Origin of the sequence: Haloarcula sp. CBA1115 (genome assembly GCF_000827835.1) — an archaeon.
Lineage (GTDB): Archaea > Halobacteriota > Halobacteria > Halobacteriales > Haloarculaceae > Haloarcula > Haloarcula hispanica.
This window is the reverse complement of record NZ_CP010530.1, coordinates 160,016-187,015: the sequence shown is the minus strand read 5'-3', so window position 1 is coordinate 187,015 and position 27,000 is coordinate 160,016. Positions and strand designations below refer to the sequence as shown.

The 27,000-nt window shown below is 60.6% G+C and carries 21 protein-coding genes; 10 read left to right on the top strand and 11 right to left on the bottom strand.

From position 1 onward, the window contains the following. Complete coding sequence (locus SG26_RS17875) at nt 1-3,900, bottom strand: PAS domain-containing protein (protein ID WP_050038377.1); 3,900 nt, start codon at nt 3,898-3,900, stop codon at nt 1-3. Nucleotides 3,901-4,142: 242 nt separating this feature from the next. On the opposite strand from SG26_RS17875, the gene SG26_RS17870 reads away from it, so the two are divergent. Continuing rightward, entirely contained in the window at nt 4,143-6,089 is a 1,947-nt protein-coding gene (locus SG26_RS17870; RefSeq protein WP_050038458.1) for a response regulator, read from the top strand. 167 nt (nt 6,090-6,256) lie between these two features. Here the strand turns inward: SG26_RS17870 and SG26_RS17865 are convergent, their stop codons facing one another. Continuing rightward, nucleotides 6,257-6,973, bottom strand: a complete 717-nt coding sequence (locus tag SG26_RS17865) for an alpha/beta fold hydrolase (protein WP_014031032.1) — start codon at nt 6,971-6,973, stop codon at nt 6,257-6,259. Between the two features lie 1,369 nt (nt 6,974-8,342). Continuing rightward, nucleotides 8,343-9,587, bottom strand: a complete 1,245-nt coding sequence (locus SG26_RS17860; protein ID WP_014031033.1) for an ABC transporter substrate-binding protein — start codon at nt 9,585-9,587, stop codon at nt 8,343-8,345. 159 nt (nt 9,588-9,746) lie between these two features. Between SG26_RS17860 and SG26_RS17855 the strand changes: the two genes are divergently transcribed. Next, a complete protein-coding gene (locus SG26_RS17855) occupies nt 9,747-10,856 on the top strand; it encodes a guanosine monophosphate reductase (RefSeq protein WP_050038376.1) in 1,110 nt (369 codons plus the stop codon). Nucleotides 10,857-10,917: 61 nt separating this feature from the next. Here the strand turns inward: SG26_RS17855 and SG26_RS17850 are convergent, their stop codons facing one another. Then, nucleotides 10,918-11,292 carry an SHOCT domain-containing protein gene (locus SG26_RS17850; RefSeq protein WP_007188436.1) on the bottom strand — a complete coding sequence of 125 codons (375 nt, stop codon included), beginning with the start codon at nt 11,290-11,292 and terminating at the stop codon, nt 10,918-10,920. A gap of 178 nt (nt 11,293-11,470) precedes the next feature. Here SG26_RS17850 and SG26_RS17845 point away from each other — a divergent pair, with 178 nt between their 5' ends. After that, entirely contained in the window at nt 11,471-12,856 is a 1,386-nt protein-coding gene (locus tag SG26_RS17845) for a permease (RefSeq protein ID WP_050038375.1), read from the top strand. A gap of 159 nt (nt 12,857-13,015) precedes the next feature. On the opposite strand, the gene SG26_RS17840 is transcribed toward SG26_RS17845, so the two are convergent. Next, entirely contained in the window at nt 13,016-13,294 is a 279-nt protein-coding gene (locus SG26_RS17840; RefSeq protein ID WP_050038374.1) for a hypothetical protein, read from the bottom strand. Between the two features lie 154 nt (nt 13,295-13,448). Continuing rightward, nucleotides 13,449-15,500: a formate dehydrogenase subunit alpha gene (gene fdhF, locus SG26_RS17835; RefSeq protein ID WP_050038373.1), complete on the bottom strand. Its 2,052-nt coding sequence runs from the start codon at nt 15,498-15,500 to the stop codon at nt 13,449-13,451. Nucleotides 15,501-15,704: 204 nt separating this feature from the next. On the opposite strand from fdhF, the gene SG26_RS17830 reads away from it, so the two are divergent. From SG26_RS17830 to SG26_RS17820, 3 genes are read left to right on the top strand one after another with little or no spacing between them, the layout of a single operon-like run. Continuing rightward, on the top strand, nt 15,705-17,618 hold the full coding sequence (locus tag SG26_RS17830; RefSeq protein ID WP_050038372.1) for a NosD domain-containing protein: 1,914 nt from the start codon (nt 15,705-15,707) through the stop codon (nt 17,616-17,618). Continuing rightward, nucleotides 17,615-18,340 carry an ABC transporter ATP-binding protein gene (locus SG26_RS17825; RefSeq protein WP_050038371.1) on the top strand — a complete coding sequence of 242 codons (726 nt, stop codon included), beginning with the start codon at nt 17,615-17,617 and terminating at the stop codon, nt 18,338-18,340. The genes SG26_RS17830 and SG26_RS17825 overlap by 4 nt, the downstream gene beginning before the upstream one ends. Continuing rightward, nucleotides 18,337-19,149 carry an ABC transporter permease gene (locus SG26_RS17820; protein ID WP_050038370.1) on the top strand — a complete coding sequence of 271 codons (813 nt, stop codon included), beginning with the start codon at nt 18,337-18,339 and terminating at the stop codon, nt 19,147-19,149. Before SG26_RS17825 ends, SG26_RS17820 begins: the two co-directional genes overlap by 4 nt. A gap of 2 nt (nt 19,150-19,151) precedes the next feature. Here the strand turns inward: SG26_RS17820 and SG26_RS17815 are convergent, their stop codons facing one another. From SG26_RS17815 to SG26_RS17795, 5 genes are all read right to left on the bottom strand, one after another. Beyond that, nucleotides 19,152-19,679: a helix-turn-helix domain-containing protein gene (locus SG26_RS17815; RefSeq protein ID WP_050038369.1), complete on the bottom strand. Its 528-nt coding sequence runs from the start codon at nt 19,677-19,679 to the stop codon at nt 19,152-19,154. Between the two features lie 70 nt (nt 19,680-19,749). Continuing rightward, nucleotides 19,750-20,310, bottom strand: a complete 561-nt coding sequence (locus SG26_RS17810; protein ID WP_050038368.1) for a nitrous oxide reductase accessory protein NosL — start codon at nt 20,308-20,310, stop codon at nt 19,750-19,752. A 58-nt stretch (nt 20,311-20,368) separates the two neighbouring features. Then, entirely contained in the window at nt 20,369-20,644 is a 276-nt protein-coding gene (locus tag SG26_RS17805) for a hypothetical protein (protein WP_004595131.1), read from the bottom strand. A gap of 187 nt (nt 20,645-20,831) precedes the next feature. Next, on the bottom strand, nt 20,832-21,254 hold the full coding sequence (locus SG26_RS17800; protein ID WP_008311793.1) for a universal stress protein: 423 nt from the start codon (nt 21,252-21,254) through the stop codon (nt 20,832-20,834). Between the two features lie 170 nt (nt 21,255-21,424). Then, complete coding sequence (locus SG26_RS17795) at nt 21,425-21,904, bottom strand: pyridoxamine 5'-phosphate oxidase family protein (RefSeq protein WP_014031043.1); 480 nt, start codon at nt 21,902-21,904, stop codon at nt 21,425-21,427. A gap of 223 nt (nt 21,905-22,127) precedes the next feature. Between SG26_RS17795 and SG26_RS17790 the strand changes: the two genes are divergently transcribed. From SG26_RS17790 to SG26_RS17775, 4 genes are all read left to right on the top strand, one after another. Further along, nucleotides 22,128-22,610 (top strand): DUF2267 domain-containing protein, encoded by a 483-nt coding sequence (locus SG26_RS17790; RefSeq protein ID WP_050038367.1) that lies wholly within the window; start codon nt 22,128-22,130, stop codon nt 22,608-22,610. A 220-nt stretch (nt 22,611-22,830) separates the two neighbouring features. Beyond that, complete coding sequence (locus SG26_RS17785; protein ID WP_050038366.1) at nt 22,831-23,733, top strand: universal stress protein; 903 nt, start codon at nt 22,831-22,833, stop codon at nt 23,731-23,733. A gap of 126 nt (nt 23,734-23,859) precedes the next feature. Further along, the gene (locus SG26_RS17780; RefSeq protein ID WP_014031046.1) at nt 23,860-24,294 is read left to right on the top strand and encodes a pyridoxamine 5'-phosphate oxidase family protein; all 435 of its coding nucleotides are present in this window, start codon (nt 23,860-23,862) and stop codon (nt 24,292-24,294) included. Between the two features lie 89 nt (nt 24,295-24,383). Next, nucleotides 24,384-26,969 (top strand): calcium-translocating P-type ATPase, PMCA-type, encoded by a 2,586-nt coding sequence (locus SG26_RS17775; protein ID WP_050038365.1) that lies wholly within the window; start codon nt 24,384-24,386, stop codon nt 26,967-26,969. Nucleotides 26,970-27,000: the final 31 nt, after the last annotated feature.

Here is a 27,000-nt window from a genome sequence, read left to right as displayed (position 1 = left end):
TCAGTAGCGGAACTCGAACTGTGCCCCACCAGCAGTGCTCTCCGTCACACGGACGGTCCAGCCGTGCGCTTTGGCGATGTCCGCCACGATTGAAAGTCCGAAGCCAGTCCCTCCTTTGGTAGACGTCACGCCGTGTTCCAGTACTTCCTCACGCTTTGCCGGCGGAATCCCGTCGCCGTCGTCCGCGACGTAGAACCCGTCAGGGCTGTCTAGTTGCCCGACGGTTACGGTGACGGCGTCCCCACCATGCTCGATAGCGTTCCTGAAGAGGTTCTCGAACAGTTGCGTCAACCGGCCGGCGTCACCAGCCACTGTCGGGACCGCCTCAGCAACTGTCAGCGTTGCGTCAGCGGTGTCGACGTACCCCCACGCCTCCGTCGTCACGGTCTTGAGATCGATTTGTTTCGTATCCGTGATTGTGGTCTCACCGCGTGCCAGCGTCAGGAGGTCGTCGATCAACTGCTCCATGCGGTCGTGTGCCGCCTCGATCCGCTCTAGGTAACTGAGGTCGCCCGTCTCCTCGACGATGTCGAGAAACCCGATGGCGATGGACAGCGGGTTCCGGAGGTCGTGGGCGACGACACTGGCAAATTCGTCGAGCCGCTCGTTTTGCCGCTGCAGTTCGGTTTCCCGGCTTGCGCGTGTGAATGCCGCCTCGACAGTCGCACCCAGTATCTGGAACAGGTCCACGTCTGTATCAGAGAACGTCTGTTCCTGTGTCGTTCCGACGCCGATAAGCCCAAACTCGCCCAGAGGAACGAACAGGCCGCTCCTGAGTTGTGCGTCGGCCTTGCCGAGTGTTACTTCGGACTGGAGATCGTCGTATTTACGCAACTCCGACGCCTCGAACGCCTCCCACGCAAGCGCCTCTCCGGACTCCAGCCGCGGGAGCTCACCGAGCAGTTCTCTCGTGGCCGCACTCGCCGTCAGCGGGACGAGCTCGTCGGCTTGGTTGGCAGACTCCCAGATCCCGGTGAGCTCGAACCCGAGAATATCGACGGCAGCCTCGACAGCGATGTCGCCGATTTCGGCACTCGACTGTGCGCCGCTGAGCCGCTGCGCAGTCGCCTGCAGTGATCGGAGCTTCGACTCTAACTGCTTCTGGTCAGTGATATCCTCCAGAACGGCCAGTATGCTCGTTATTTCCCCATCCGGTGCAGTGATTGGGGCAACCGACAGAAGTAGATCCAGTACCTCACCACCTTTCGTTTCCCGCCGTATCTCCTTGCCGCGAATCGGCTCGCCGCTCAGTGCGCGCTGGCGGTGGGATTCGAATTCAGCCTGCTGCTCGTCCGGGACCATCGGATTGAACTCGCCGAGCACCTCCTCCCGAGACCAGCCGAACATGTTCTCGGCCCCGTCGTTCCAGCGGATGACGGTTCCGTCCGTGTCGATTTCCATGACGGTGAGTGGCGTCGCCTCGATGAGTGATTCGAGTCGCTGGTTCGTCGTTTCGAGTTCGCGTTCCCGCTTGACCTGTTCAGTTACGTTGCGGGCGATGCCGACGATCCGGACGATTTCGTCACCCAACATAACTGGCGCGAGGCTAGTGTCCCAGAACCGTGCGTCGGGAGCGATGTCCAACTCTTCCTGATACGAGATTGGCGCACGCTGTTCGACACAGCGAGTGTAGTTCGCTGCGAGCTCAGCACCACGCTCGGCACCGAATACTTCCCGTGGCGTCTGGCCACGAACTTCGTCGGTAGTGAGTCCGGTCTGTGACTCGTAGCCGGGACTGAGTCGAGCAAACTCGAACGCTCGCTCGTCACCGGCTGTATCGACATCGAGCATGAAGATGGCGTCACCGGAGGTGTCGAGCAGTGCCTCGTACTCCTCGGCGAGCTCTCGGTGTGCGCGCTCCTCGGCTTTTCGCTCGGTGATATCCTGAAATACGCCCCGAATCACTGGCTCGTCATCCTGCGGCTCGTCGACGCGTTCCCCCCACGCCCGAACATCGCGCACGTCACCGCCAGTCCGGACGATTCGGAGATCGAGATCGTACGGTTCTCGGTCCGCAATTGCCCGCTCGACGGCAGTCGTAATCGTCTCCCTGTCGTCAGGATGGTAGAACTCGATCGCGTCGTCGAGCACCGGGTCGTAATCGTCGTCAACACCGTGAATCCGGCGGACCCCGTCAGACCAGTCGAGGGCCCCGGTCGACGGGAAGTACTCCCAGACGCCGATGTCTGCGATGTCCTGCACGCGTTCGAACAGGAACTCCTGGCGCTGGAGGTCGGCGTGGTCCCGCCCCCGCGATATCTCGGCACTCACGAGCTCTGAGAGTAGTTTCACGAACGTTCGCTCTAGCGCTCCAAAGGAATCGACTCGCGTCGTCGGACTCGAAAAATTGACCGTCCCGTACCGGGTCCCGTCGACAACGAGTGGCACGCCGATGTACGACTCTAACTCGAACTCACGATATGCCGGGTGGGTTTCTCTCCCATCGGCAACTGCGTCTGCGAACGAACAGACCGAGTCTGTCCCGATAACTGCCTCGCAGTACGTCGATTCGAGATCGAACTGATCACCGGATTCGATTTCGGACTCCGGTGCGTGCACCGCCTTGACCGTGTAATCGTCGCCCTGAACGCGTGAGACGATTCCGATCTCGAGATCGAGCATTCGACACCCCAGCTCAAGCAGTTCCTGAAGCCGTGTCTCGGCCGAGACATCACTCTTTGCCATGACAGTCTGGAGTTCCCGGAGCGCGTCACGCTCGCGCTCCAACTGTCGCTTGACGTCGCTTTGTTCCGTGATGTCCCGAGCAACGACGAGCGCTTGATTGCTCTTGTTGCTCTGAAACGGTGTCACTCGAACATCAAACGTCCGTTTATCGCCCTCGGCCGTGATATCGAGTTGCAGGTCCGCGTCGTACAATCCCGTGACGCCTCCGTCGCCTTCTATGTCATTGAGCGTCGAACGGACCGCAGATGTAAACTGCTCTGTATCAGACGTAGAAATACGGTTGCCCACAACTGTCTCCAACTGCTGCCCTGCGATCTGCGTTGACTGGTCCCCGGCGATCAGCCGTTTCGAAGCCGCATTCGCGAATTCGATCGTCCCTTCATCGTCGAGGACGAACACGGCGTCGTGGATGTTTTCGAGGATCGTCTCACTGCGCTCCAGTTCCAGCTCTCGCTCCCGCTCGGCTGTAGTTTCGCGTGAAAAAATGGTGAGACCGTCATCGTCCGGGAACACTCGCACTTCGACCCAATAATCGAACGGCTCGCCAAGGTACTGTTCGAACGACACCGGTTCCCCGGTCTCCATCGCGGTTCGGTATTTGTCTTCGAGTTCCGTCCCAACTATCGAGGGGAATTCTTCCCAGATACTGGCACCGATGATATCGTCGGGATTGCGGTCGACACGTCTGGCCATCTTCTCGTTTATGTATTCGATACGCCACTCGTCGTTGACGGCGTAGATCCCGTCAGTTGCCCGTTCCAGCGTTCGCTGGAAGCGGTCGGACAGTCGTTCGGCGACCGCTTGTTTGCGAGCGGCCTCGACGAGCGTCTGTATGCGGCGCCCGAGCAACTCGAAACTGTTCTCGCCCGCATGGAGCGGAATGTAATCGGAGACGCCCGCCTGCGTTGCCTCGCTCGCGATTCGCTCGCTTCCCCGGCCAGTGAATAGTATTGTCGGTATTTCGTATTGTTCAGCTTGGAGCCGATCTAAGAGATCAATTCCCGTCCCGTCCGGCAGCGAGTACGACGTGACTACACAATCGACAGTCGAAGTTACAAGCAAGTCGAGCGCAGCCTCCACAGCCCCGACAGCTGTGACTTCAAAGCCCGATGAGATATTCACGAGTTTCGTCTCCGCCAACTCAGCAAAGTCACTATCGTCGTTTACATACAGAACGTGAATACAATCGGACGTCTCACCACCTGTATAAGTCATTATCACACCTACGCAGCGTGCTTTTAAGAATCGAGCGCACCAGTTCTTATCTGTGATATCCCGAGTACGATACAGCCGGCTTTCTGATGCAGATCCCAATCAGATTTTAGATGGCACAGATGCCACCTATTCGTTCATCGGGTACCACAAATCAGGCACCGCCGGTATCGGAGTATATATTCTGAGATTTGGGTCCGCAACTTTATGAACCGAAATTAGGTAGATCCGATATTGTGCCAGAGATGTCGAGTATTGCTGTGCTGCATGTCGATGACGAACCGGATTTTCTAGATGTAGCAACCGAAATACTCGAACAGCAATCCAGTAAACTCAATGTTATAACTGCAGCAAGTGCTACTGAAGCGCTCGACTGCCTTGCTACAACTCGCGTTGACTGTCTTATCAGCGACTACCGAATGCCCGGGAAAGACGGTATTGAACTCCTCAAAACCGTCCGTGAGGAGTACCCTGATCTCCCGTTTATTCTTTTTACCGGTGAGGGGAGCGAAGCGGTCGCTAGCGACGCCATCGCCGCCGGTGCAACCGATTATCTGCGGAAAGGGCACGGCATGGAACGATACGAACTCCTCGCAAACCGTGTCGAAAACGCCGTCGAACAATACCGCACCAATCAGCGCGCTGCTGAACTTGAACGGGTTCGCGACCTCGTAAGCAGTATCGACCAGGCGCTCATCCGGGCGAGTTCGCTCTCGGAGATCAAAACTCGTGTCTGTGAGATCATTAGCGACTCTGAGCCCTACCTGTTCGCATGGATCGGCGAGCAGGAGCCTGACACAGACCGAATCGAGCCACAGGCCTGGGCCGGCGTCGAGGACGAGTACCTCGATACTATCGTTGTCACTGCGGACGACTCCCCGACCGGACGAGGTCCCGCGGGCACGGCCGTTCGAGAACGACGTATTGCGACGTCACAGAATATTCAAGATGACCCGGCGTTCGAGGTCTGGCGAGAGGAGGCACTCGACCGCGGCTATCGAAGCACCGCTGCGGTTCCGCTGGAATACAATAGCACTCTGTACGGTCTCCTGTGCGTCTATTCGTCCCGTTCGTTTGCCTTTAGTGAGGACGAACAGGAGTTACTCGACGAACTCGGGGATAGCATCTCACACGCCATGCACTCGCTGAAGATCCGAGACGAACTGCGTGCAGAGCGGACATTTATCGATCAGGCGCTCGATTCGCTTGCCGACATATTCTACGTGCTCGATTCCGAAGGCAACGTCCAGCGCTGTAACGAACAATTCGAAAGGCTGGCCGGGTACGCCGACGAGGAGATCTCTGATCTCGACGCACTCAGTCTTTTTCCGGAAGAAGAACGAGAGGGAGTCTCCGAGGCGATTGAGGAGGCGCTCACAACGGGCCACTCGACCATCGAAGCGGAGTTCCTTACCGGAGCGGGGAAGCGTATTCCCCACGAGTTCACCGGTGACCGCTTGACTGATCAGGACGGTAACCTGATAGGGCTTGTCGGCACCGGTCGAAATATATCCGCACGGACAAAGCGTGAACGGGAACTGCAGGATCAAAAAGAACAGCTAGAGCAGTTTGCCGCTACTGTCAGCCACGACCTTCGGAACCCGCTAAACGTCATCCGAGGTCGGCTGGATCTCGTTCAGGAAACGCATTCGAGCGATCACCTTGCTGTGATCGAGACAGCGACTGAACGGATGGAACGCATTGTGGAGGACCTCCTCTGGCTAGCGCGGGAGCAACGGGAAATCGGGTCACTGGAACCTGTTGCGATCGAAGTCGCTGCCGAGGCGGCGTGGAAACTTGTATCTGATCCTGCAGATGAAGCCGAACTGCACTGCGATTGCGAGGCCGATACCCAGCCACTGATAAAAGCGGATACCGACCAATTCCGGCATCTGCTGGAAAACCTGTTCAGGAACACGATCGATCACGCTGGGCTGGATGTCACTGTCGTTGTCGGCGGTATCTTCGATGACACCAACGGATTCTACATCGAAGACGACGGCCCTGGAATCCCCGTCGAGGACCGCGAAAAGGTGTTTGAGGCTGGCTACTCGACTTCCGAATCGGGGACTGGTCTGGGCCTCAATATCGTCAAACGAGTCGCTGACGCACATGGCTGGGATATTCGCGTAACCGAGAGCTCGATGGGTGGGACACGATTTGAGATTACTGGCCTCGAAATCATCGAATGACTCACTGTTTCGCATCGGCACCGGTCTCCTTGCAGTTTGGAGTACCCGCCTCGACGAGATTTCTTGGCTCGGCCAGGGTGGGTACGATTCCTCATTTCTTTGCCATGCGATGCTGATACGAATCTACCCTTACCTTACACAGGAACATATGTGGGCCTCTTTGCTCGCTAATGAACCTCAAGAAGCTGATGAGACAGTTGCTGGGGTATCGACACCATCGGCCAATGACCCGTGTCCAGTTCACCGAGTTGCCACTCCCGTTGCTCACACAACTGCCGAATCATATCGAGGGTGGAGCCGTCCATCCCGCTCTGGGTACAAAGTATATAGCTGGTGGGTAACGATACGTCGGGGGTACCGACGTTCACTTGCTGTCTGAACGTATCCAGTGGATGCGGGACGGCTTTTTCTCGCATCCACTCTGTGTCCTCGTCCGAGATACCCACCCAGCCCGAATGGTCATCTGGGAGAGGCCAGCCGCCAGCATGATCTTCGGCCGCTGCCTCCATCGTTTTCCACTCGTCCAGTGGATAGAATTCAGCTGCTGAAACCGGATCGTCGTTCATTGGAATCAGCGCATCCAAGTAGACCATGTGTTTGAGCCGCTCGGGAACTCGCTCTGCCACTCCCGTCACAACAAGGCCCGCATAGCTATGCCCGAGGAGGACAACATCTGTGAGGTCGTTGTATTCGAGGACATTTACAATGTCCGTAATATGTGTTTCTAAGTCGACCTCACAGTGTGAAAGGTGTTCTCGCTCACCAAGGCCAGTGAGTGTCGGTGTATATACTTCGTGTCCCTCCTCACGGAGCAGTGGGTGAAGGTACTTCCAGCACCATCCACCGAGCCATGCTCCGGGGACGAGAACGAACTGTTGTTCCATGTCTCTCGGTAGGATTGCAGAGGTGATATAGTCCGTTGTAGCAAAGCGGAATGATCCGGAGCTTAGCTGATACTGTCGATTGTAACTATTTCAAGATATTCGCCACCCCGAGGTGGCGAAATGCTTCACAGACTTACAGCCGACAGTACGAATGCCAGCCCGACTAGCAGTGGGTTACCTGTCGGGTCCGATCTGTACTTGACCCCACGACACATGGGCAGTGGGTAGTTTCCGTCGTGTGATCTCCGCTAACACGGCCAGTGCCGTGGTCCTCCGCAACGCTACAGCCAACAACCGGCGGTCGCTTCGGTGATTGTAACGGCTCCTCCCTGGCTGTGTGGGAGTATCGTCCACCTCTCGATGCCGCGATTGCGGAAGCTCAGTCATCGCAGAGCTAATGAAATGGGATAAAACGTCACAACGATTTTTCATACCAAGTCCGTTCCATTCGATAGGGTTCTGGTCCCCGCATCCGCTCCCCCATTGAATCCGATCACGTTCGTCAAACGGTCCGGGTCCAGAACCCGTCGTCGTGGTTGACGACTCCAAATGGTGCCGTTGCACGCCACTCCCCCCGGCTGCCCACCATTCCTTTGCTGCTGGAACGCAGATGTGTCTCGCGCGTGGTTGAATAAGTTAGTGAAAATGAGTGGATTGCGATAAAAACCAACAGACGGCGTGGGGATTTCACAAACGTTTTATATACACTCGTATCGGTGCTAGGTGGGTTCTGGGCCCTGTCCAATCGCGTTGGATTCGCCCACACGATTGCTTCGGGCTGGAATCCGTCGTCGAAATCGACGACTTCCGATGGTACGTTGCACCCCATTTCTCCCACCCCCATAGCAACGTACCATTCTTTCGTGTGATTGACTGAGTTGTGCGTCCCGTTGACGACTGTATTCCGTGGAATTTTCACTATGTTAGGAGTTACCACAAAAATATCACAAACGGCGCATTACACCGACATGGGTTCTGATCCCCGTTTTGGGCCCCTTCCTCCTTTGAGCCACTTCCTCCAACCCATACCTCGGGTCCAGAACCCACCGTGCCTCTGACTGCAGTGGGTGGCACACAAGGTGCCCATTGCCACCCGCCGTCCGCTTTCCCGCAGGAGCCCAAAACCTGTTTGGCCGTACTTGCTTACGAAAGCGTGAAACTGCTGTCTCTGTCGTGGCCGCTACCGATGGTAAGTAACTTCTCGCAGAAGCGTGTGCCGCGTCAGTCAGCGCACCGTTTCAGCACCGCTGAGCAGGTGGTGACAGCTTCAACAGGAACGTCCCGCTCGTCAGTTGCGTACCTCGATCACTGTTTTTGAGCACCGACGGCAACGGTACAACACGTTACTCCGTCACTGTGAGTCGGCACCTCAGCTCGATTCGGCGAGGATGTCGGCGAGTTCATCGCGGTCAAACAGCTGTTCGTCCTCGGGAATGGCCGGGAGCTCGCCAGCGGTGATCTCGCCCGGCCACTCCCCGAACTCGTCGGGATAGAGCTGTTTTCCAAGCATCTCCGTCTGGAAGAGATTGATGATCGGGCCCTGATAGGCTGACCCGCCGACGTACAGTTCGTCCTCCTGAACGGCGGTGAGTTCCTGCCCCAGCGAGCTATCACGCATCCCCTCGACCGTCTTTCTCAGCGCATCCTCGCCGTTCCAGTCGCGGTAATTGACGCCGAAGTGGAACACCAGCACGTCGGGATCGATGTCGAGTAGCGCCTCGTAGTCGACCTGAATCCCGGACTGGCCACCGTACTCGCCCTCGAACGCGTCGACAACGCCGAGATCTCTGTACTGTTTTTTCCCGTACGCCTTGTCGATCTCGGTTCTGGGGTTGTAGGCACGGAAGAACCCCTCGTTGTCGGGGTTTATCTGTGCGTTGAGCAATCCGACGCTCGGACGGTCGGACTCCGGTGGAACCCGGGACCGCATTTCCTGTAGCGCCTGCTCGTAGAGAGTGTTGATAGCAGCGGCTGTCTCGGGCTTTCCGAGCAGTGCCCCGTACCTGCTGACGAATTCGGGGATATCGTAGTAGGGATAGGACTCACCACTGGGCCATGTGGGCCAGTCGTCGCCGCGCTTGCGGCGGCTGGCGTTCCCAAAGAACGGCCCAATCGAATCGGTAATTTCGGAGATATCGCCCTCGTCAGCACCGTAGTACGAAATGAACCGGTTCGGGTCAGTAGCGAACAGGTCCGGGTCGAGTTCGTAGAGCATCTCCGTTCGGAGCGACCAGTCGTCTGTCCGGACCAACTCCAGTGACTCGGGGTCGGGCACGTCTACGCCGGGAAGCTGGTCGTAAAACCCGGTAAACCAGAACTGGTTGCCTTCGGCGGCGATGAGTTTGTCGGCCTCCCCCAGTGCAGTCAGGATGTCCTCCTCGAATCCCCACCCGCCGACGATAGTCTCCGGGTTCGACTCGAGTCTGAGTTCGCCGACCGGTGCCATCGTCCCTGAAAAAGACCGGTCGGGTCCTGCCTTGGTTTCCCCTGACTCGGTGGCCTCACTCGAAGCCCCAGAACAACCCGCGAGCGAGCCAGCGGTCAGCAGCGTGGTCCCGTACTTTACGCACTCCCTCCGTGTCGACCACGTTTCGTCCGGATCTGTCTTCGCCATAGATTTTAGCCCAGCCTAAAGTAACAAATAACCTTCGATTTTTAGCCCAGCCTAAAAATAATGGCAACCCAGCCACGCGGAACGAGTCGTGGCCGCGCACGTGCAGGGCATCTACAATCCGAGATGCTTTTGTGCTAGGAGGGGCTCCGTTAGCGGGGTATGAACGACTTACGTACTGGGTTGAGTTACGGCGACGTTCTTCTCGTCCCGAAACGATCACCGGTCGACAGTCGGAGTGACATCGACCTTTCGACGCCGCTTACTCCCGCTGTTGAGCTAGACACGCCGCTCGTCTCCGCCGCGATGGATACCGTCACGGAGGCAGACCTGGCAATCGAACTCGCGCGTTCGGGCGGGTTCGGGGTGATGCACCGGTTCCTTACGCCCGAAGAACAGGCCGAGCAAGTAAAGCAGGTGAAAGCAGCGGACGAACAGGTCGGTGCGGCCGTCGGCATCAACGAAGATTACGTCGCACGGAGCGCTTCCGTGATTGCGGCCGGTGTCGATGCGCTCGTCGTCGACGTGGCCCACGGACACCTGGACCGGACGCTCAATGCCGTCGAAACCCTCGCCGACGAATTCTCCGACACCGACATCATCGCCGGCAACGTCGCGACGCCCGCGGGTGTCGAAGACCTCGCCGCCGCCGGGGCCGACTGTATCAAAGTCGGTATCGGGCCCGGCTCCCACTGTACCACCCGGAAGGTCGCGGGTGCCGGCGTCCCCCAGCTGACCGCTGTCGATGACTGTGCTACAGCCGCCGAGGATCTGGACGTCACTATCTGCGCGGATGGCGGCATTCGCACGTCCGGTGATGCGGTGAAAGCCCTGATGGCTGGGGCAGACACCGTGATGCTCGGGAGCCTCTTTGCCGGTACGGAGGAGGCCCCCGGTGCAGTCGTCGAAGTCGATGGCACGCGGTACAAGCGATCCCGAGGGATGGCGACCACCGCCGCGGCCGAGGACCGTGATGACAAACAGAACAACGTCAGTGCCGACGAAGGAGTCGAAGCATTGACCCCGTACAAAGGCTCTGTGGCTGTCGTGGCCGAGGAGTTCTGTGCCGGCATTCGCTCCGGACTCTCTTACTGTGGCGGGCACACCATCGTTGCGGCCCGCGACAAGGCGGAGTTCATCCGTGTCGCCCAGAGCGCGAAAGAACGCGAGGGGTTCCACACGGACCACGACTGGGAAGGCGTCAACGTGGAGAGTGAAGCCACACAGGTGCGCGACGCCGGCACCGAAGCAACTGTCGACAGTGACGACTGAACTGATAGCAACGACTGGACAGGCTAGCTGCCTATCGAGGGCATCAAAAAGAGACGGTAAATCACTCCGTATCGCGTTCGAGTGTCGCCCGTCGCTGTTCGTATTCCTCGTCAGTCAGCTCTCCGCGGGCGTAGGCGAGCTTGAGTTCTTCGAACGCTTGGTCCGAGTCATTCTCACTGCCGACTACGGCCCTGTAAACGAGGTAACCACCGCCGATAATGGCGGCTAGGAACAGGAGTCGCATCACGATTCCGACGACGAACATCCAGCCCGGCATCGTTCCGCCGCCCCACATTCCACTGCCCCACATACCGCCCATCATCGGCCCGAACCCCATCATCCCGAAGCCCATGAAGACCATCGGAACGATGACGAAGGCACCAATGATGAGGAGCAGGATCGTGACCAGCCGTGTGTCGTCCGTAGTTTCAGGCATATATGTTCACTCCGTGGGTCCGCCTCTACTGTTACGTACGTGGTCATAGTTCAATGCGGTTGCGCCTTAGATTCATGTGAATCGAACCCCTATATTCTTGTTTCCACAGCTGAAGCCGGCTATAGGGCACGATATCTTAAGGGAAACTGCAAAAGACGACCCCTACGATAGTACCGTTATGCAGGCCACGATGATCGACGGGGTGGTTGAAGCCCTCCGTATCGGTGTCGGATTCCTCTGGACAGCCGCGTGGGCGATCATCATGGGCCTCACGATTACGAGTCTCGTTCAGGTCTACGTCTCGAAAGAGCGAATGGCAGACGTGCTGGGCGACGGTGATCTGACCGGCCTCACCAAAGCGACCGCGTTCGGGGCAGCGAGCAGTGGGTGCAGTTTCGGGGCCGTCGCCATCGGGAAGGGGTTGTTCAAGAAAGGTGCTCACGCGGTGAACTTCCTGGCGTTCATGTTCGCGTCGACGAACCTCATCGTCGAACTCGGGTTGATGATACTGATTCTGCTGGGCTGGGAGTTCCTCGTCGCCGAACTCCTCGGCGGCCTCATCCTCATCGCTGTCATGGCCGTCATCGTCCACTTCACACTCCCCGAGACCCTGTTCGACGAAGTGCGTACGACGCTCAACGAGCGTGACCGAGCGTCGGGCGCAACTGAGGACCCCACATGCGGGATGGAGGGCACAGACGAGTACACACTCACGACCGACGGCGGGGAGACGCTGCAGTTCTGCTCGGAGGGCTGTATGGAGACCTACCTGCAGACGACGTCCAGTCGCGGCGGGTGGCGCGAGGAGTTGCTGTCCTGGGGCGGCTGGTACAAGATCGGGAACCAGTACCGCAAGGAGTGGTCGATGATCTGGAAGGACGTCATCGCGGGCTTTCTCGTCTCCGGGTTCGTCATCGTCTTCGTCCCGCAGTGGGTGTGGAACACGCTGTTCGTCCAGGGTGATGGCCTGCTCGTAACCGCCGAGAACGCGATCATGGGCGTCGCCATCGCCGTCGTCAGCTTCGTCGGCAGTATGGGTAACGTCCCCTTCGCCGTCGCACTCTGGGGCGGCGGCATCAGCTTCGCCGGCGTCATCGCGTTCGTCTACGCCGACCTCATCACGATCCCCGTGTTGAACGTCTACCGGAAGTACTACGGCTGGAAGGTCATGCTGTACATCCTTTGTGTCTTCTTCGTGACGATGGCGTTCACCGGCTTCCTCATGGAACTGCTGTTCGACGCCTTCGGCATCGTCCCGGATCTGGCCGGCGGGGAGACGGCGACCGAGCAGACGTACTTCCAGCTCAACTACACGTTCTACCTTAACCTCATCGCCTTCGCGCTCTCTGGGTTTCTCCTGTACGTGTACCGCCGCGGCCTCGGTGCGCCCGGGCAGTACCGCGACCCGGTGTGTGGGATGCGGACCGACGAGGCGGGATCGAGCGCGTCCCACGAGGGGACGACGTATTATTTCTGCTCACAGACCTGCAGAGACGCCTTCGATTCGAACCCGGGCGCGTACGCCACCGGACACCCGATGGTGATGGAGGGACACGACCACTGACGGCTGTTTCGTCACAGCCGCCAACACCTGCTTCGGCGACGGCCAGTGTGTACACAGCAGTACCTTTAGACAGAAGTTGCGAGGCCTGGCTGTGTGGCGGATTTGAATTGCTGTCTTTAGGACCGCGACTACCCAGATTTAACCGTATTGTTGACCGTGTTACTCGTCGCCCCCGTCAGCTGCGGGGAGGTCGTCGTCTGTCTCCCCAGCACTCTGCAACAGGAGATCCGTACCGGCTGCGGCGACCATACCAACGCCAACCGCGCGCAACTGCCGGCGATACGCTGGCTTCACCTGCAACTCGGACGCATTGTCGAAGTTCTTCCCGATCATGGCTTTGATAAATTTGACACTTATCTGCGGGAAGAGCGCAGTCACGACGCCTTGGAAAAGTACGACTGCTGCACTGAGTTTGCGACTGTTTCGACTATCCAACATGCATTTATCTACGCGTCCGACAGGAATGACTATTGCGACTAATCCACTGCATTGAGAAACGTAGAAACTGTTTTATTGGTGTCTGGGGCGCATCGACCACGCTCCGCAAGCCGTTTGAATTGGCCACCTGTACGACCAGTCTCTCACCGGTGCACTACCCTGCCTTCCGCACCGTCACCGCCGAGTGCTTGTACTCGGGAATCTCGGCGACCGGGTCGAGGGCATCGCCGGTCAGGGCGTTTGCGAGCGGGTCCAGATAGTGGAAGGTGCAGAACACGACCCCGGGCCGAATAGCCGCCGTCACGGCCGCCGACACTGTCACGCTTCCGCGGTCGTTCTCCACGACGACAGTATCGCCGTCCTCGATACCCCGAGCGGCAGCGTCGTCCGGGTGGATCTCAAGCACGTCCTCTCCACGCATTCGCATAAGTGTCTCCGACCGGCGGGTGAGCGCGCCGCTGTTGAAGTGCTGGAGCGCGCGCCCCGTCGTGAGGACGAGTTGCTCCCCGGAGACGGCATCGGCTGGCGGCGTCGGCGAGACCGGGCGCAGCGGCGCGGTTTGCTGGCCCGAAGCGAACGTCTCCGTGTGGAGAACGTCGGTGCCGGAATCGGCGTCCACCGGGAACGGCCACCGCTGGTAGCTGTCGCCGATGCCGTCGTAACTCATGCCGGCGTACAGCGGATTGACCCGCGTTAGCTCTTCGAACACCGCTTCCGGACCGTCGTAGTCGAACGCGTCTGACTGGCCGACCAGCCGCTGGCCGAGGCCGGTGAGGATGTCGAGGTCACGGCGAGCGTTTCCGGGCAGGTCAGCGTTCGGCCGCATCCGCATCACCCGCCGGTCAGTGTTGGTCACCGTCCCTGCCTTCTCCGCCCAACTGCTTCCCGGGAGCACGACATCGGCGTGGTCGACGGTCGCTGTCTCGAAGAGGTCGATGACGACGCAGAAATCGAGGTCGTCGAAACCGGCCCGGACAGAACTGGCGTCCGGTTCCGTGACAGCCGGGTTCTCACCGAAGACGACTGCAGCTTTGACGGAGTCACCGAACTGGTGTGTTGCAGTCGTCTCCGTCAGGCCGGGTTCGCTCGGCGGTTCGACGCCCCACTCGTCGGCGAGACGCTGTCGGGCATCCGCATCAGTAATGGGCTCGTATCCGGGGAGCACGCTTGGAAGCGCACCGACATCGCCGGCCCCTTGGACGTTGTTCTGGCCACGGAGCGGGTTCACGCCCGTGCCCGGGCGACCGACGTTGCCGGTCAACAGCGCGAGGTTCAACAGCGCGTGAACGTTGTCAGTCCCGGACGTGTGCTGGCTCATTCCCATCCCGGTGACAATCGCCGCCCTGTCGGCTTCGGCGTACGCTCTGGCGGCTTCCCGGACGGTTTCCGGGGTAACACCGGCTGCGTCGGCACCCGATTCGATGTCGGCGTCGTCGAGATGTGCTGTCAGATCTGTATAGCCGGTCGTTCGATCCTCGATGAACGACTCGTCGACGAGTCCCTCCTCAACGACGACTTTCGCCATCGAATTGAGGAGCTGGATGTCGTATCCGGGACGGACATCGAGGTGGATGTCGGCGGCATCGGTCGTGTCCGTCTCGCGCGGGTCGATATGAATGAGCGTAGCTCCGTTGCGAATCGCCGGCAGAAAGTACGAACGGAAAATGACAGGGTGCTGTTCGGCCGGATTCGCGCCGGTGACGAGCAGACAGTCGGTTTCTGCGAGATCATCGAGCGTGTTCGTCATCGCCCCGGCACCGAGGCGCCCGCTCATCGCGGCGACCGTCGACGAATGACAGAGGCGAGCACAGTTGTCGACGTTGTTGGTGCCGAGCATCCGCGCAATCTTTTGAAAGACGTAGTTCTCCTCGTTCGTGCAGTTCGACGAGGCGAAGAATTCGACTGCGTCTGGCCCGTGCTGGTCGATGATTTCCCCGAGTCGGTTGGCCACGCGAGATAGGGCGGTTTCCCAGGGAGCAGTGACGAAGTGACCGCTCTCACGGACCAGTGGCTCGGTCAGTCGGTCCTCGTGTTCGACTACGTCGAACGCGGCTCCGCCCTTGGGACAGATCTCTCCTTTCGTGTTCACTGGCCCCGCTGTGCCGGTCGCCTTCCCGTTGCCCGCGTATTCTATCGTACAGCCGACGCCACAGTACGGACAGACTGTCTGCTCGGCCCGGGGGTTTTGATCCTGACTGTCACTCATTACTCTTTCGAACAAACGGAACGCATATACAAGTAGCCGACCGGTAAAACCTGTGCGAGTTTATTAGTGTGTCAATAACTTCACTTTTGGAACAGTGCCAGACCTGTTTTCGGGCTGTCGCGGCTGACCGTGCTTGCGGGTGCGCCGCCAGTTTCGAGAGCCACACCACATACTGTAATGGGGTGTCGATCGTAGTGTCAGTAGATGCGACCAGCCCTGACGACTGTGCAAGTCTTCGCGCTACTCGCGGTAGTTCTCAGTACACTGGTTTTCGCTGCGTCGTTTGCCGTCGACACCACCAGCGCCCGCCCCGAACCGGTGGCGTTCGACAACACCGTGCAACGCGGTGTTACGGCGGCCGACGAACAGATTGCCCGGAATCGGAGTATCAGCGTTCCGCGCGCGCAAGTCTTCTACTCGCAGTACCGCTACGTCGTCGGCTACGTCGGCCTCAGTCAGGCTGTGACAGCGCTCACGGAGCCGGGACACGAGCAGCAGTTCGGGTATCCACTCGTGGTGTACGTTTCCGACTACAGTGACCGGCCGGTCAGGTGTGGCGATGACGGCTCTCTCCGGACCGCCACACCGCCGGACTGGGTCGAGGCCAATCAGGCCCACTACGTCGTCGACGGGCCAGCGAGGGTGCCGTCCGGTCCGGCGGTGGTTCCCTTCGCCGACCGGGACGACGCTGCGGCGTTCGCGGAGACGTGCGGCGGACGAATTATCGACTGGGAGACGCTCAAGACTCGTTCGTTCGACCTCAAGCAAGCGGCGGCGGTCCGAAAGCAGGTCGGCCCGCGCCGAAGCAATGCCGATGCCACTGTGCAGGCGGCGCGAGAACGCCGAAACCGGCCTGTCTCGGTCGAAGTTGGAACTGACGCTCCGACGGTTCAGGCGGCCGTCGATGCGGCCCCGCCGAACACGACGGTCGTCGTCCCGGCAGGGACCTACGACGAGCAGGTGACGATAGACAAGCCACTCACCCTCAGCGGCCCCGGAGCGACGCTCGACGGGGGTGGGAGCGGCACCGTCGTGACCGTGACTGCCGACCGGGTCGGTGTCACCGGGTTCGACATCGTCGGTGTCGGAAACACGACGGTCGGTGATCCGACGAACGCCAGCGATAGCGCCTGGGACGCAACCGTGACGACCGCCTACGGCAACAGCGACGCCGCCGTTACCGGTCGCAACGCGTCCGGACTGTACGTCGCGAACCTCAGCGCCGAGACGCCCGCAAGCGGCGTCGTTCTGCGGCGGACACCCGGTGCGGTTGTCGAGAATGTCACGGTCAACGGGACGGCAGACTGGCAAGACGGGTTCATGGGCGTTATCGGGATGCACGGCCCGATTGTCGTGCAGGACTCGGTGTTCAACGGCGGGCGTGACGGCGTCTACCTCCACCGGGCCGACGGGACCGCTGTCCGGAACAACACGTTCAGGGACAATCGCTTCGGCGTCCACCTGATGTACACCTCCCGGTCGCTCGTTGCGGACAACGTCGCCCGGGGACAGGAGTACGCTGGCGTCGTCGTCATGACGAACCCTGTGGCCAACGCCATCGTCGGCAACGACGTGCGCCACTCCGGCAGTGGCGTCATGTTAGCTGGGTCCCGGAGCTATATCGCGCACAACGTGGTAGTCGACACCGACCAGGCGATGTCGACAAACGCCGACCGGTCCCTGTACGAGCACAACGTGCTCTACGGGAACGACATCGGCGTGCGAGCATCGACGGTCGTCCCGTCGAACATCGTCACCGAGAACGATTTCATCGCCAACGACCGCCACGCCGTCTCGGGACCGGGGCCGCTGCGCGTGTACACGCACGACGGCAGGGGGAACTACTGGAGCGGCGCGTACGATCTCACTGGCGGGACTGGCCCGGTGTTGGCCCAGTCCTACTCGCCCACCGATTCTGTCGACCGCCGTCTCCACCAGACCGACGCTGCGGTCGTCCTCAGGGCGGCACCGAGTGTCCGGGGGCTCCGGGCGCTCCGCGGCACCACGCCCGGCTTTCGCCGGGGAAGCATCGTCGACAGGGCACCCCTGACAGACCCTGCTAACCCCGGGGCCGTCAGGCATCTTCGAAACGAGACCTCGATGGAGGAGGCAGCATGACCGGGGAGACGTACCTCACGGCGGACGAGGTCACGAAGAAGTACGGCGATGTCACAGCCGTCTCGGAGGTGTCACTCGACGTGCCGTCCGACGCCGTGACTGGGTTCATCGGCCCGAACGGGTCCGGGAAATCGACGCTCCTGCGCGTGCTTCTGGGCGTCGAGCGACCGACCAGCGGCACCGTCTCGTACAGCGGGCCGGAGGCCGAACGACAGTTGGGCTACCTGCCCCAGCGGCCGACCTTCCGGCCGGGCTTTAGCGTCCGGGAGACCGCCGCGTTCTACGCGGACCTCGTCGACGACGACCCGGACCGGCTCCTGGAACGTGTCGGCCTCGAAGAAGTGGCCGGCCGTCCCGTGTCCGGGCTCTCCGGGGGGATGACGCGCCTCCTGGGAATCGCACAGGCACTGGCCGGTGACCCACCCATCGTGATGCTCGACGAACCGGCAAGCGGTCTCGACCCGGCAATGAGCCGACTGATATTCGACATCATCGAGTCGATTGCCGACGCCGGTCGTGCCGTGGTTCTTTGCTCGCACGAACTGCCGCTCGTCGAGGAGACAGCTGATCGACTGGTAGTGCTCGAATCCGGCCGCCTCGTGCGGACCGGGTCGGTTGACTCTCTGCGAGAACAGACCGGCGGGCCGCTCCACGAGACGTTCACAGCGCTTCTGGAACAGGACCGAGCCACTATCGCTGCACCGGAGGGAGAGCAGGCATGACGGAGGGCAACCGGTTCTGGACCGTTTTCGTGCGGGAAGTCCGCAGTGCGGTCAGGACACGCACCTATCTTGCGCTCGGGCTGGTCACGGGGATTGTCCTGTTCGGGCTCGCTCATGCCGGTGGCGGCCCCGCCGGCGGCTACGTTCCCACCGTCGTTGATACACTCGTTGCCGTCGAAGTCCTCGTACCGACGCTTGCCTTCGCTGTCGGCTATCGCGCCATCGCCGACCCCGCCGTCCGGGGAGAACTCGACATACTTGACACCTACCCGCTTTCGACGTGGTCGTACGTCGGCGGGGTGTACGCGGGCCGTGCCCTGCTGTTGATCACTATTGTTGTCGTCCCGTTGCTGGCGCTGGGCATCAACGTAGCGACGACTGCAGGACCGGAGACGACGGTGTTTGCGAGCCACCGCGGTGTCGATTCCCCGTTCCTGTTCATCCGATTCATCGCACTGACGGTCCTGTACGCGCTCACGTCCTTGACTATCGCGTTCCTGTTGTCGGCGCTCGCCCGAAGCCGGGGCCGAGCACTCGTGCTCGCACTCGCCGGGCTGCTTGTCCTCACCGTCGGCAGTGACCTCGCGGTGTTTGCAGCGCTCGACACCGGCGTCACGACGGGCACACTCGGCGGCGCGCTCTCCATGACTCCGGCGGGTGCGTATCGCGGACTCGTGTTCGATCAGGTCCTGTACGTCGCTGTTCCGGGCCGGTCAGCGTTCGTCCCGACGTGGGTCGCCGCCCTCTCGCTCCTATTCTGGTGGGGACTCACGTTCGTGGGGGCGATGCTTGCGACGGATGCGGCCTGATTTCAGCCGTCGTCCGTTGCGGCCGCGAGTCCGCCGTCGACCAGCCGCGTGAACCGGTCGATGAGACGGTCCGTGAGCGATGGACGGACTGCAGCGAGCAGCCGCCGTGTCTCGTCAGGGTCGGTCAGGGCCACGACGACACGCCCCCGTTCGCCGTACGACTTTTCGAGTATCCCCGCGTCGGCCAGTGCCGAAACGTGCCAGGAGACCGTACTCCGGGCGACTCCCAGCCGGTCGGTCAGTTCGTCTGCCGACAGGGACTCCGCTTCAAGCAGATGCAGGAGAATCGTGCGCGCAGTCTCGCGCCGGGCAAACGCGAGCACACGTCGCTCCCAGGGGTCGTACTCCCGGCTGTAATAGTGCGTCTTGCCCTGGATTTCCTCGGCAACCACGTCGCCGGCACGACGCAGTTTCCGCAGATGATACTGTGCCTGCCCAGTCGCGATATCGAGATCTGCCGCAAGCGCGTTGAAATGGACTCCCGGTTTGGACTCGACGTGGGAACGCACTTGCTCAGTAACCGTGGACATAGTCTTCAGTACGGCTTTCCAGCCTCCGGGACAACAGGGTATCGGACGTTCTCACTGCGCGGGAACTCGCCTACATCCCGCCCACCAGTTCTCGCGTTATGTCCTCGGCAGGGAGGGTCTGGCCGCCGTACTCCTCGGCGAACGACTCGGCGTCCGTGCTGTCGCTGAACGGGACGATAGCGGGTCCCATTGCCCCCTCTATCTCCGAATTTGCGACGACTGTGAGCTCTTCAGTCGAAGCGAACGCCTCTGACTCCAAGTGCCGGGAGATGATGGTCTTGCCCCCATCAGTCCGAACATCGTAGTCGGTTGTACTGTAGTCGGTCAGGAACGTCTCCGCAGGCGTCCACCCCGACTGTTCTTTGGCGAACCGATGCCGATACGTGCAGGTCGTACTGCAGAACCGTGCTGGTGGGTCGTGCCCCTCGGGCGTGTTGTCCTGATAGTACGTTTGGCCGACTGGACCCGGGTGCTGGTCGATGACCATCCCACACTGGTCACAGTTCTGTCCGCTCTCGATGGCGACCGGTTCCAGCTCTTCACTGGTCCCCAGACACCCCGAGAGCGACACGACTGTCGCGGTCCCGACGATGAAGTGCCGGCGTGTCAGCGCTGGTGCATAGTCAGACATACTAGATAGTACACTAGACGACACCAAATGGTTCGTGGTGCGACCGTCGAAACGCCGGTCAGTCGGGGACGCTCGGCGGCGCGACCGAGTAGATCGCACTCAGCACCAGCAGCGCGATGAGGAAGTCGAACCCGTGTTCGGTGAGGTGATGTACTACCATCGGGACAGCCCCGAGGACAGTCCCGATGCCGACCACGGACCGAAGGACCAGCAACCCGATAGCGACAGTCAACAGAACGTACGGCCGCGACCGGCGTCGGTGTGTACTGGCCGCCGCGACGAAAAACAGCGCCAGCGTTCCGAGCGTAGCGAGTCCCAGCACGGCGATTAACATTGCGGATTGACCGGGACTAATCCAGTCAGCCGTCGGTTGGAGCATCGCTCAGATCATAGATCAGACGGTGACACTGGAATCGGTTTCGGTCGCAGTCGTAGCTGTGCCCGTACCTGACGCCGAGGTGAGTGCTCTGAGACAGTTCCGCCGGTGTATGACCGTTTGAAAGGGTCTCTGTGTAACTCTCTCAGGTAGCCACCAGCACCGGTCGTCCCGCGTTCTGGACGACTCGGTCGGTCACGCTTCCCATTTGGCCAGTTTTCGTGTGAGAATGGCCGTGGTATCCGAGCACGATCAGGTCGGCGTCGACCTCGTCGGCATAGCTGATGATCTCCACGTACGGTTTCCCGTGACAGCAGCGAGTGGTGACCTCGACGCCGAGCGCGTCACCCCTCTCGGCGACCTCTGCGAGTTCATCGTTCCCCCATTCCTCGATTTCGATGGTCTCCAGTTCCATACTACTGAGGGCTGGCTCGGCGTGTCGGTCCGTATCGACAACAAAGACGGCGTGAAGCTCGGCACCGTGTTGCTCGGCCTGTTCGAGCGCGTGTGTCGCTGCGCGGTTCGCGTCAGCACTGCCGTCGGTCGCGACCACAATCGTGTCGTACATACTAAAAGAATGCACCGCTTCCTATTTCAATCCGCTGACCATTATCAAAAGCTAATAATCTATTGTTGTATTGGGTACCCGTCCACATATCGATCCGTTCGATTTTTGGAGGTGTCGCGTATCGTATTTACAACGGCTAAAACGTCATTCCCGTCCAAAGTCGGTGGCAATCACGGTTCGATGTTCTCCCGGAAGTCGGGTGCCAGTCCGGTCTGTCGGATCCCGGCAAGATCCGTTATCTCGAACTCGTAGAGTGCGACTCCGCCGGAGGTGGTGGCAGTCTGGAGCGTGTTGGGTCGCCAGGCGTTCTGTGTCATCGCCGTGATATCCGACCAGTCGTCCTCAGGCACACTGCTGATATCGCCGGCGAGCATCACGCTCTGCCACTCGAACGCGGTGTCGATGTCGTAGACGAGAAACCGGCCACGGCCGGCTCGCTCAGTCAGTTCCGCTTTCCGGCTCGATTCGCCGAGGAGGTAGGTGAAATAGAGGCAGGCTCCGTCGTCAAAGCCGTACGATAGTGGTAGCAGGTACGGGACGTCTGTCGTCGGCAGCCCCAAGACTCCGGTCGAGTGTGTGGCGAGGAATTCCCGAATCGCTTCGTCGTCCATCTGTTCGAGTCCGTACTCTTCTAATTGGTCGAGTGTCATAGGTCGCGTCTGATCATCCAGTTACGTATCACGAATGCAACCCCACGCTAAAAAAAGTAGAGCGGACTTCTCAGAGGGTGTGGCTGTTCACAATACGGCACAGATACTGTTATATCTATGAAATCTGCCGATACTCGTCGGACGGTAGTACGTATGCCTGCTGGTTTTCAGCCAGTGAGAAGTCCCACCGGACGCTATATTGTTGCACTGCCAACAAGAGTACATGGACTTCGATGAGTTCACCGGCGAGATACAGCACAGGCTTGAACTACCCGGTACTGGTGAGGCCGTTCGGGCGACCCGCGCGACACTGCTACCCCTGGGACAGCGCATACTCGCGGAGAACGCCGCGGACTTCGCTGCCTCCCTCCCGATGGAAATCAAGTGGTATATGACCGGCGCCGTCCGCGACCACGGGCAGCGGTTTGACTGGACGGAGTTCGTCGACCGTGTCGCCGAAATAGAAGGCGTTGAACCGTCGGACGCAGCGTACCACGCACGCGTCGTTGTTGACCTGATGCATACGGCGGTCCCGGCCGCCGATTTTCAGGACCTCCGCGGCCAACTCCCCGAAAGTGCGGACGAAGAAAACTGGCGCGAACTCTTCAGCATAGTCGATGCCGGTGGCTGGGGCGAGGCGGAAGAGGCGCAAACCGGCGGTGGTCCACAAAAGTCTGCTGAAGCCCCTCAGTGGGACAATCAGTAGCAGCTCTCATGTCGTTTTCAAACGAATATGCCTTGACATAATCTGGTAATAACTGTACGATTGTTACGCCCTCCCCTCATACTTTGGGGGTGTACCGGCGAGGACTGCTGGCAACGCAGTCTAACTATTCGAGACGCCGATCTCAGCCGCCGGATTTCTAATAGTGTGAGAATCGCGACTACAGTTTATTTACTGACAGCAACAATTTGTAAACACAGCAATGTTCGATTCAATACTGGTCCCGACTGACGGCAGCGAACACGCGACCCGGGCCGCCGAGCACGGGGCAGCGCTGGCTCGTGCATTCGGCGCGAGCCTGCACGTCATCGCTGTCATCGATACGCGAACAGCAGGCGGGCCGTTCAGCGGCGACGATCTCGAAGACGAGACACTCGACCGCATGACGGCCGACGCCGAAGACACAGTCGCGGCTATCACGGACGCGGTGGACGCCGCCGGAGCGATACAGACGACTATCCGCAAGGGAGATCCAGTTGACGAGATTTGCGCATACCGCGACGACCACGATGTGGACCTGATTGCGATGGGAACGCACGGCCGCACAGGCGTCGGGCGATATCTCGCCGGGAGCGTGACAGAGAGCGTCGTTCGGCAGGCTGACGTCCCTGTTCTCACCGTGCGCGCAACCGACCGGAGTCGCGACACCGCTCCCTACGACGATATCCTTGTCCCGACAGATGGAAGCGCGCCCGCAGCGGCCGCAATCGAGCCCGCATGCGAGATTGCGGCACAGTTCGATGCCCGCGTTCATGCCCTGAACGTCGTCAATCTCAGCAATATCGCAACCGGCTCCGAATACACGCTACCGAAAGACCTGATCGAGTCCCTGGAGTCGCAAGGGGAGAAAGTGACAGAGCGGATTGCGGCACGGGCACGCGAATCCGGAGTGGAAACTGTCACACGAGTCGTCAGTGGATTCCCGGCGGCAGATATCCTTGAGTACGCTGACGAGAACGACATCGATCTGATCGCCATGGGGACGGCCGGTCGGACCGGTCTCAATCGGTTCCTCGTGGGAAGTACGACAGAACGGATCATCAGACACGCCGATATGCCTGTCCTCGCAGTCAACGCCCGAGACCAGCGCGGTGACGAAGCCTGAAGACAGGCACGCGTCTTCCTGTCTGTCAGCGTCCGACTGCGTGCGGGGCCCGTCGTGTCCCCGGCGAGGCGGCAGTCAGACCGACACGACCATGCACTTATTACTGTTCCTGTCGTGACACTACCTATGGCTGCGGACAACCCGGTTACGATGACGGACGAGGAACGGGACGCGTTTCTGGACAACGGGGGGACGGGCATCCTTTCGCTCGCCGCCGGCGACGCGCCCCCGCATTCAGTCCCGGTTTCGTACGGGTACGACGCGCCCACCACCACATTTTACTTCCGGCTAGCGGTCGGTGTAGAGCGGTCGAAGGGCGAACTCGACGACCGCGCGGCGACGTTCGTGACTTATGACGAGACGGATTCGGGATGGCAAAGCGTGGTCGCGAACGGTCGGCTCGAAGACGTCGAACGGGAGGGAATCGAGACGGAAACACTGGAAGGACTGGAACACGTCGATATGCCCATGGTCGACATCTTCGAACGCCCCCTCCGCGAGGTTGACTTCGAATTCTACCGCCTCGTACCGAATGAGCTAACCGGACGGACCGAATCCTAGGGCGGACGGTTCTCCGCAGTACCGACTCGAAGAAGAACCACTGTACTGGATAAGGGAACTCATATCAACATAGCGGCAGATCACCCTCCATGTCCGAAGCCGCCCACACACAACCGACTGCCGACGTCATTTCGGGGCTCGACAGCGAGCCTGATGGGCTGTCGGCGTCGGAAGCCCGAACGCGGCGTGACAGACATGGCGAGAACGAGATCACGCAGGGGAGCAAACGGACACCACTCGACATCGCTATCGCCCAGTTCGACAGCGCCCTTATCTGGGTTCTCGTTGCGGCCGCGATACTGTCCGTGTGGGCGGGACACGCTGTCGACGCAGTCCTGATAGCCGTGATCGTGGTCGGGAACGGCCTGTTCGGCTTCGTCCAGGACTACCGCGCAGAGGGGACGCTCGAATCCTTGCGGGAACTGACCGCCCCAACCGCGACAGTCAGACGCGATGGGCAGTCCGTCGAGGTCGACGCGACCGAACTCGTTCCGGGCGACGTTATCGAACTGGAAAGTGGCGACGTCGTTCCGGCCGACGGTCGACTGATCGACTGTCTGTCTCTGGAGGTCGACGAAGCGGCGCTCACTGGAGAGAGTACGCCGGTCTCGAAGGGAACCGACCCGGTCGACGCCGACGCGCCGCTCGCGGAGCGAGAACCGATGGTGTACAAGGGAACGAACGTCACGCGCGGCTCGGGCGCTGCCGTCCTCACGGCGACTGGGATGGACACTGAGGTCGGCGCCATCGCCCGCCAACTCGCAGGAACGGAGGAAACTGACACACCGCTACAGACTGAACTCGACACGCTGGGCCGGACGCTCGGCGTCGGCGTGATGGTACTTGCTGCCCTCGTGGTTCCACTCCTCGTCTTCCGGGGGACCGAACTGGTACAGGCGGCACTCACCGCGATTTCACTCGCTGTGGCCGCGGTCCCCGAGGGACTGCCAGCGGTTGTGACGCTAACGCTGGCCCTCGGTGTCCGGAAAATGGCCGACGAGAACGCTCTCGTGCGGCGCTTGCCCGCCGTCGAGGCGCTGGGCTCCGTCGATGTCATCTGCACCGACAAGACCGGGACGCTGACCGAGGGGCGAATGTCAGTCAGTCGGATCTGGGTCAACGACGCTGTCGTCGACAGTGACGAAATAGAGGGGGAACCCCTGCCGGACCGCGTTGCCACGGTGCTCCGCGCCGGGACACTGTGTAGCGATGCGACGCTCGAAGCGGGGGACCCGACGGAGCAGGCCATCGTCATGGCGGCTGACGAGTGCGGAATCGATGTGGAACGCCTCCGCGAAGAGCATCCCAGAACGGATGAGATCCCGTTCTCATCCGAGCGCAAGTGGATGGGTACTGTCCACGACGACACGGTCTACGTAAAAGGCGCACCCGAAGTAATCCTCTCGAAGTGCTCTCGCGTCCTCACCGATACCGGCCCGGCGGACCTGACGCCCGACAGAGCCGAGCAGATCAGAGAGCAGGTCGGTGCGTTCGCTGACGACGCGCTCAGGGTGCTCGCAGTGGCGTACACGGAAGATACCTCCGTGGTAGAACGGAACGACACCACTGGCGAGGCCGACGATGTCAGTGCCGACCTGATCTTCGCCGGGTTGGTCGGCATGATCGACCCGGCCCGCGAGGAGGTCGCCGACGCGATTGCGGCGACCGAGCGTGCAGGCGTGGCCGTGAAGATGGTAACCGGCGACAACGTCCGGACCGCCGCGGCCATCGCCGGAGAACTCGGCCTGGGGCAGCGCGTGATGGAAGGCCGCGACGTCGAGGAATGCTCCGAAGAAGCGCTCCGAGACCGCGTCGAGACAGTCGACGTGTTCGCACGCACGTCTCCGGAGCACAAGGTCCGGATCCTGCAGGCGTTACAGGCGAACGGCCACACCGTCGCAATGACGGGCGACGGGGTCAACGACGCACCGGCGCTGAAAAACGCCGACATCGGCGTCGCGATGGGCGTCCGCGGAACTGACGTGGCCAAACAGGCCAGCGACGTTATCCTGCTGGATGATAACTACGCGACGATTGAACGGGCGATCGAGCGCGGGCGGGCGATCTTCGACAACGTCTGGAAGTTCGTCGGTTACCTGCTGAGTGCCAACGTGGCCGAAGTCGCCATCGTCTTTATCGCCTCACTGTTTGGCTACCTCGTCCTGCCGGCGGTCCAGTTGCTGTGGATCAATCTACTGACCGATGGTCTGCCAGCGCTTGCGCTCGGGGCCGACCCCAAAAGCGATGACGTGATGCAGCGACCGCCCAGAGACCCGGATCGCGGCATCGTCGACCACGATATGCTCGCGCTTATCGGGGGTACAGGCGTCATCTCGACAACTGTGATGCTCGGCCTGCTACTGGTCACGCTTGCCGGCGCACCCGCAGTCACGCCGTACGCGATGACGATGATATTCACCGGGTTCGTGTTCCTCGAATTCGAGAAACTGTACGTGATCCGCTGGCTCCGCGAGACACCGACGCTGTCGAATCGGTGGCTGGCGTCCGCAGTAGGCGGGTCGATACTCCTGCAACTCGCTGTGCTATACACCCCTCTCAACGTCTACTTCGGGACGGTCCCGCTCGGACTCACCGACTGGGGGCTGATCGGTGGCGTCCTCTTACTCGCCCTGCCACTGTACCTCGCTGTCGCCAGCGGTGTGAAACGCCTGTGACGCTCCGATCCGGTAGCACCGGCCGTTCGGT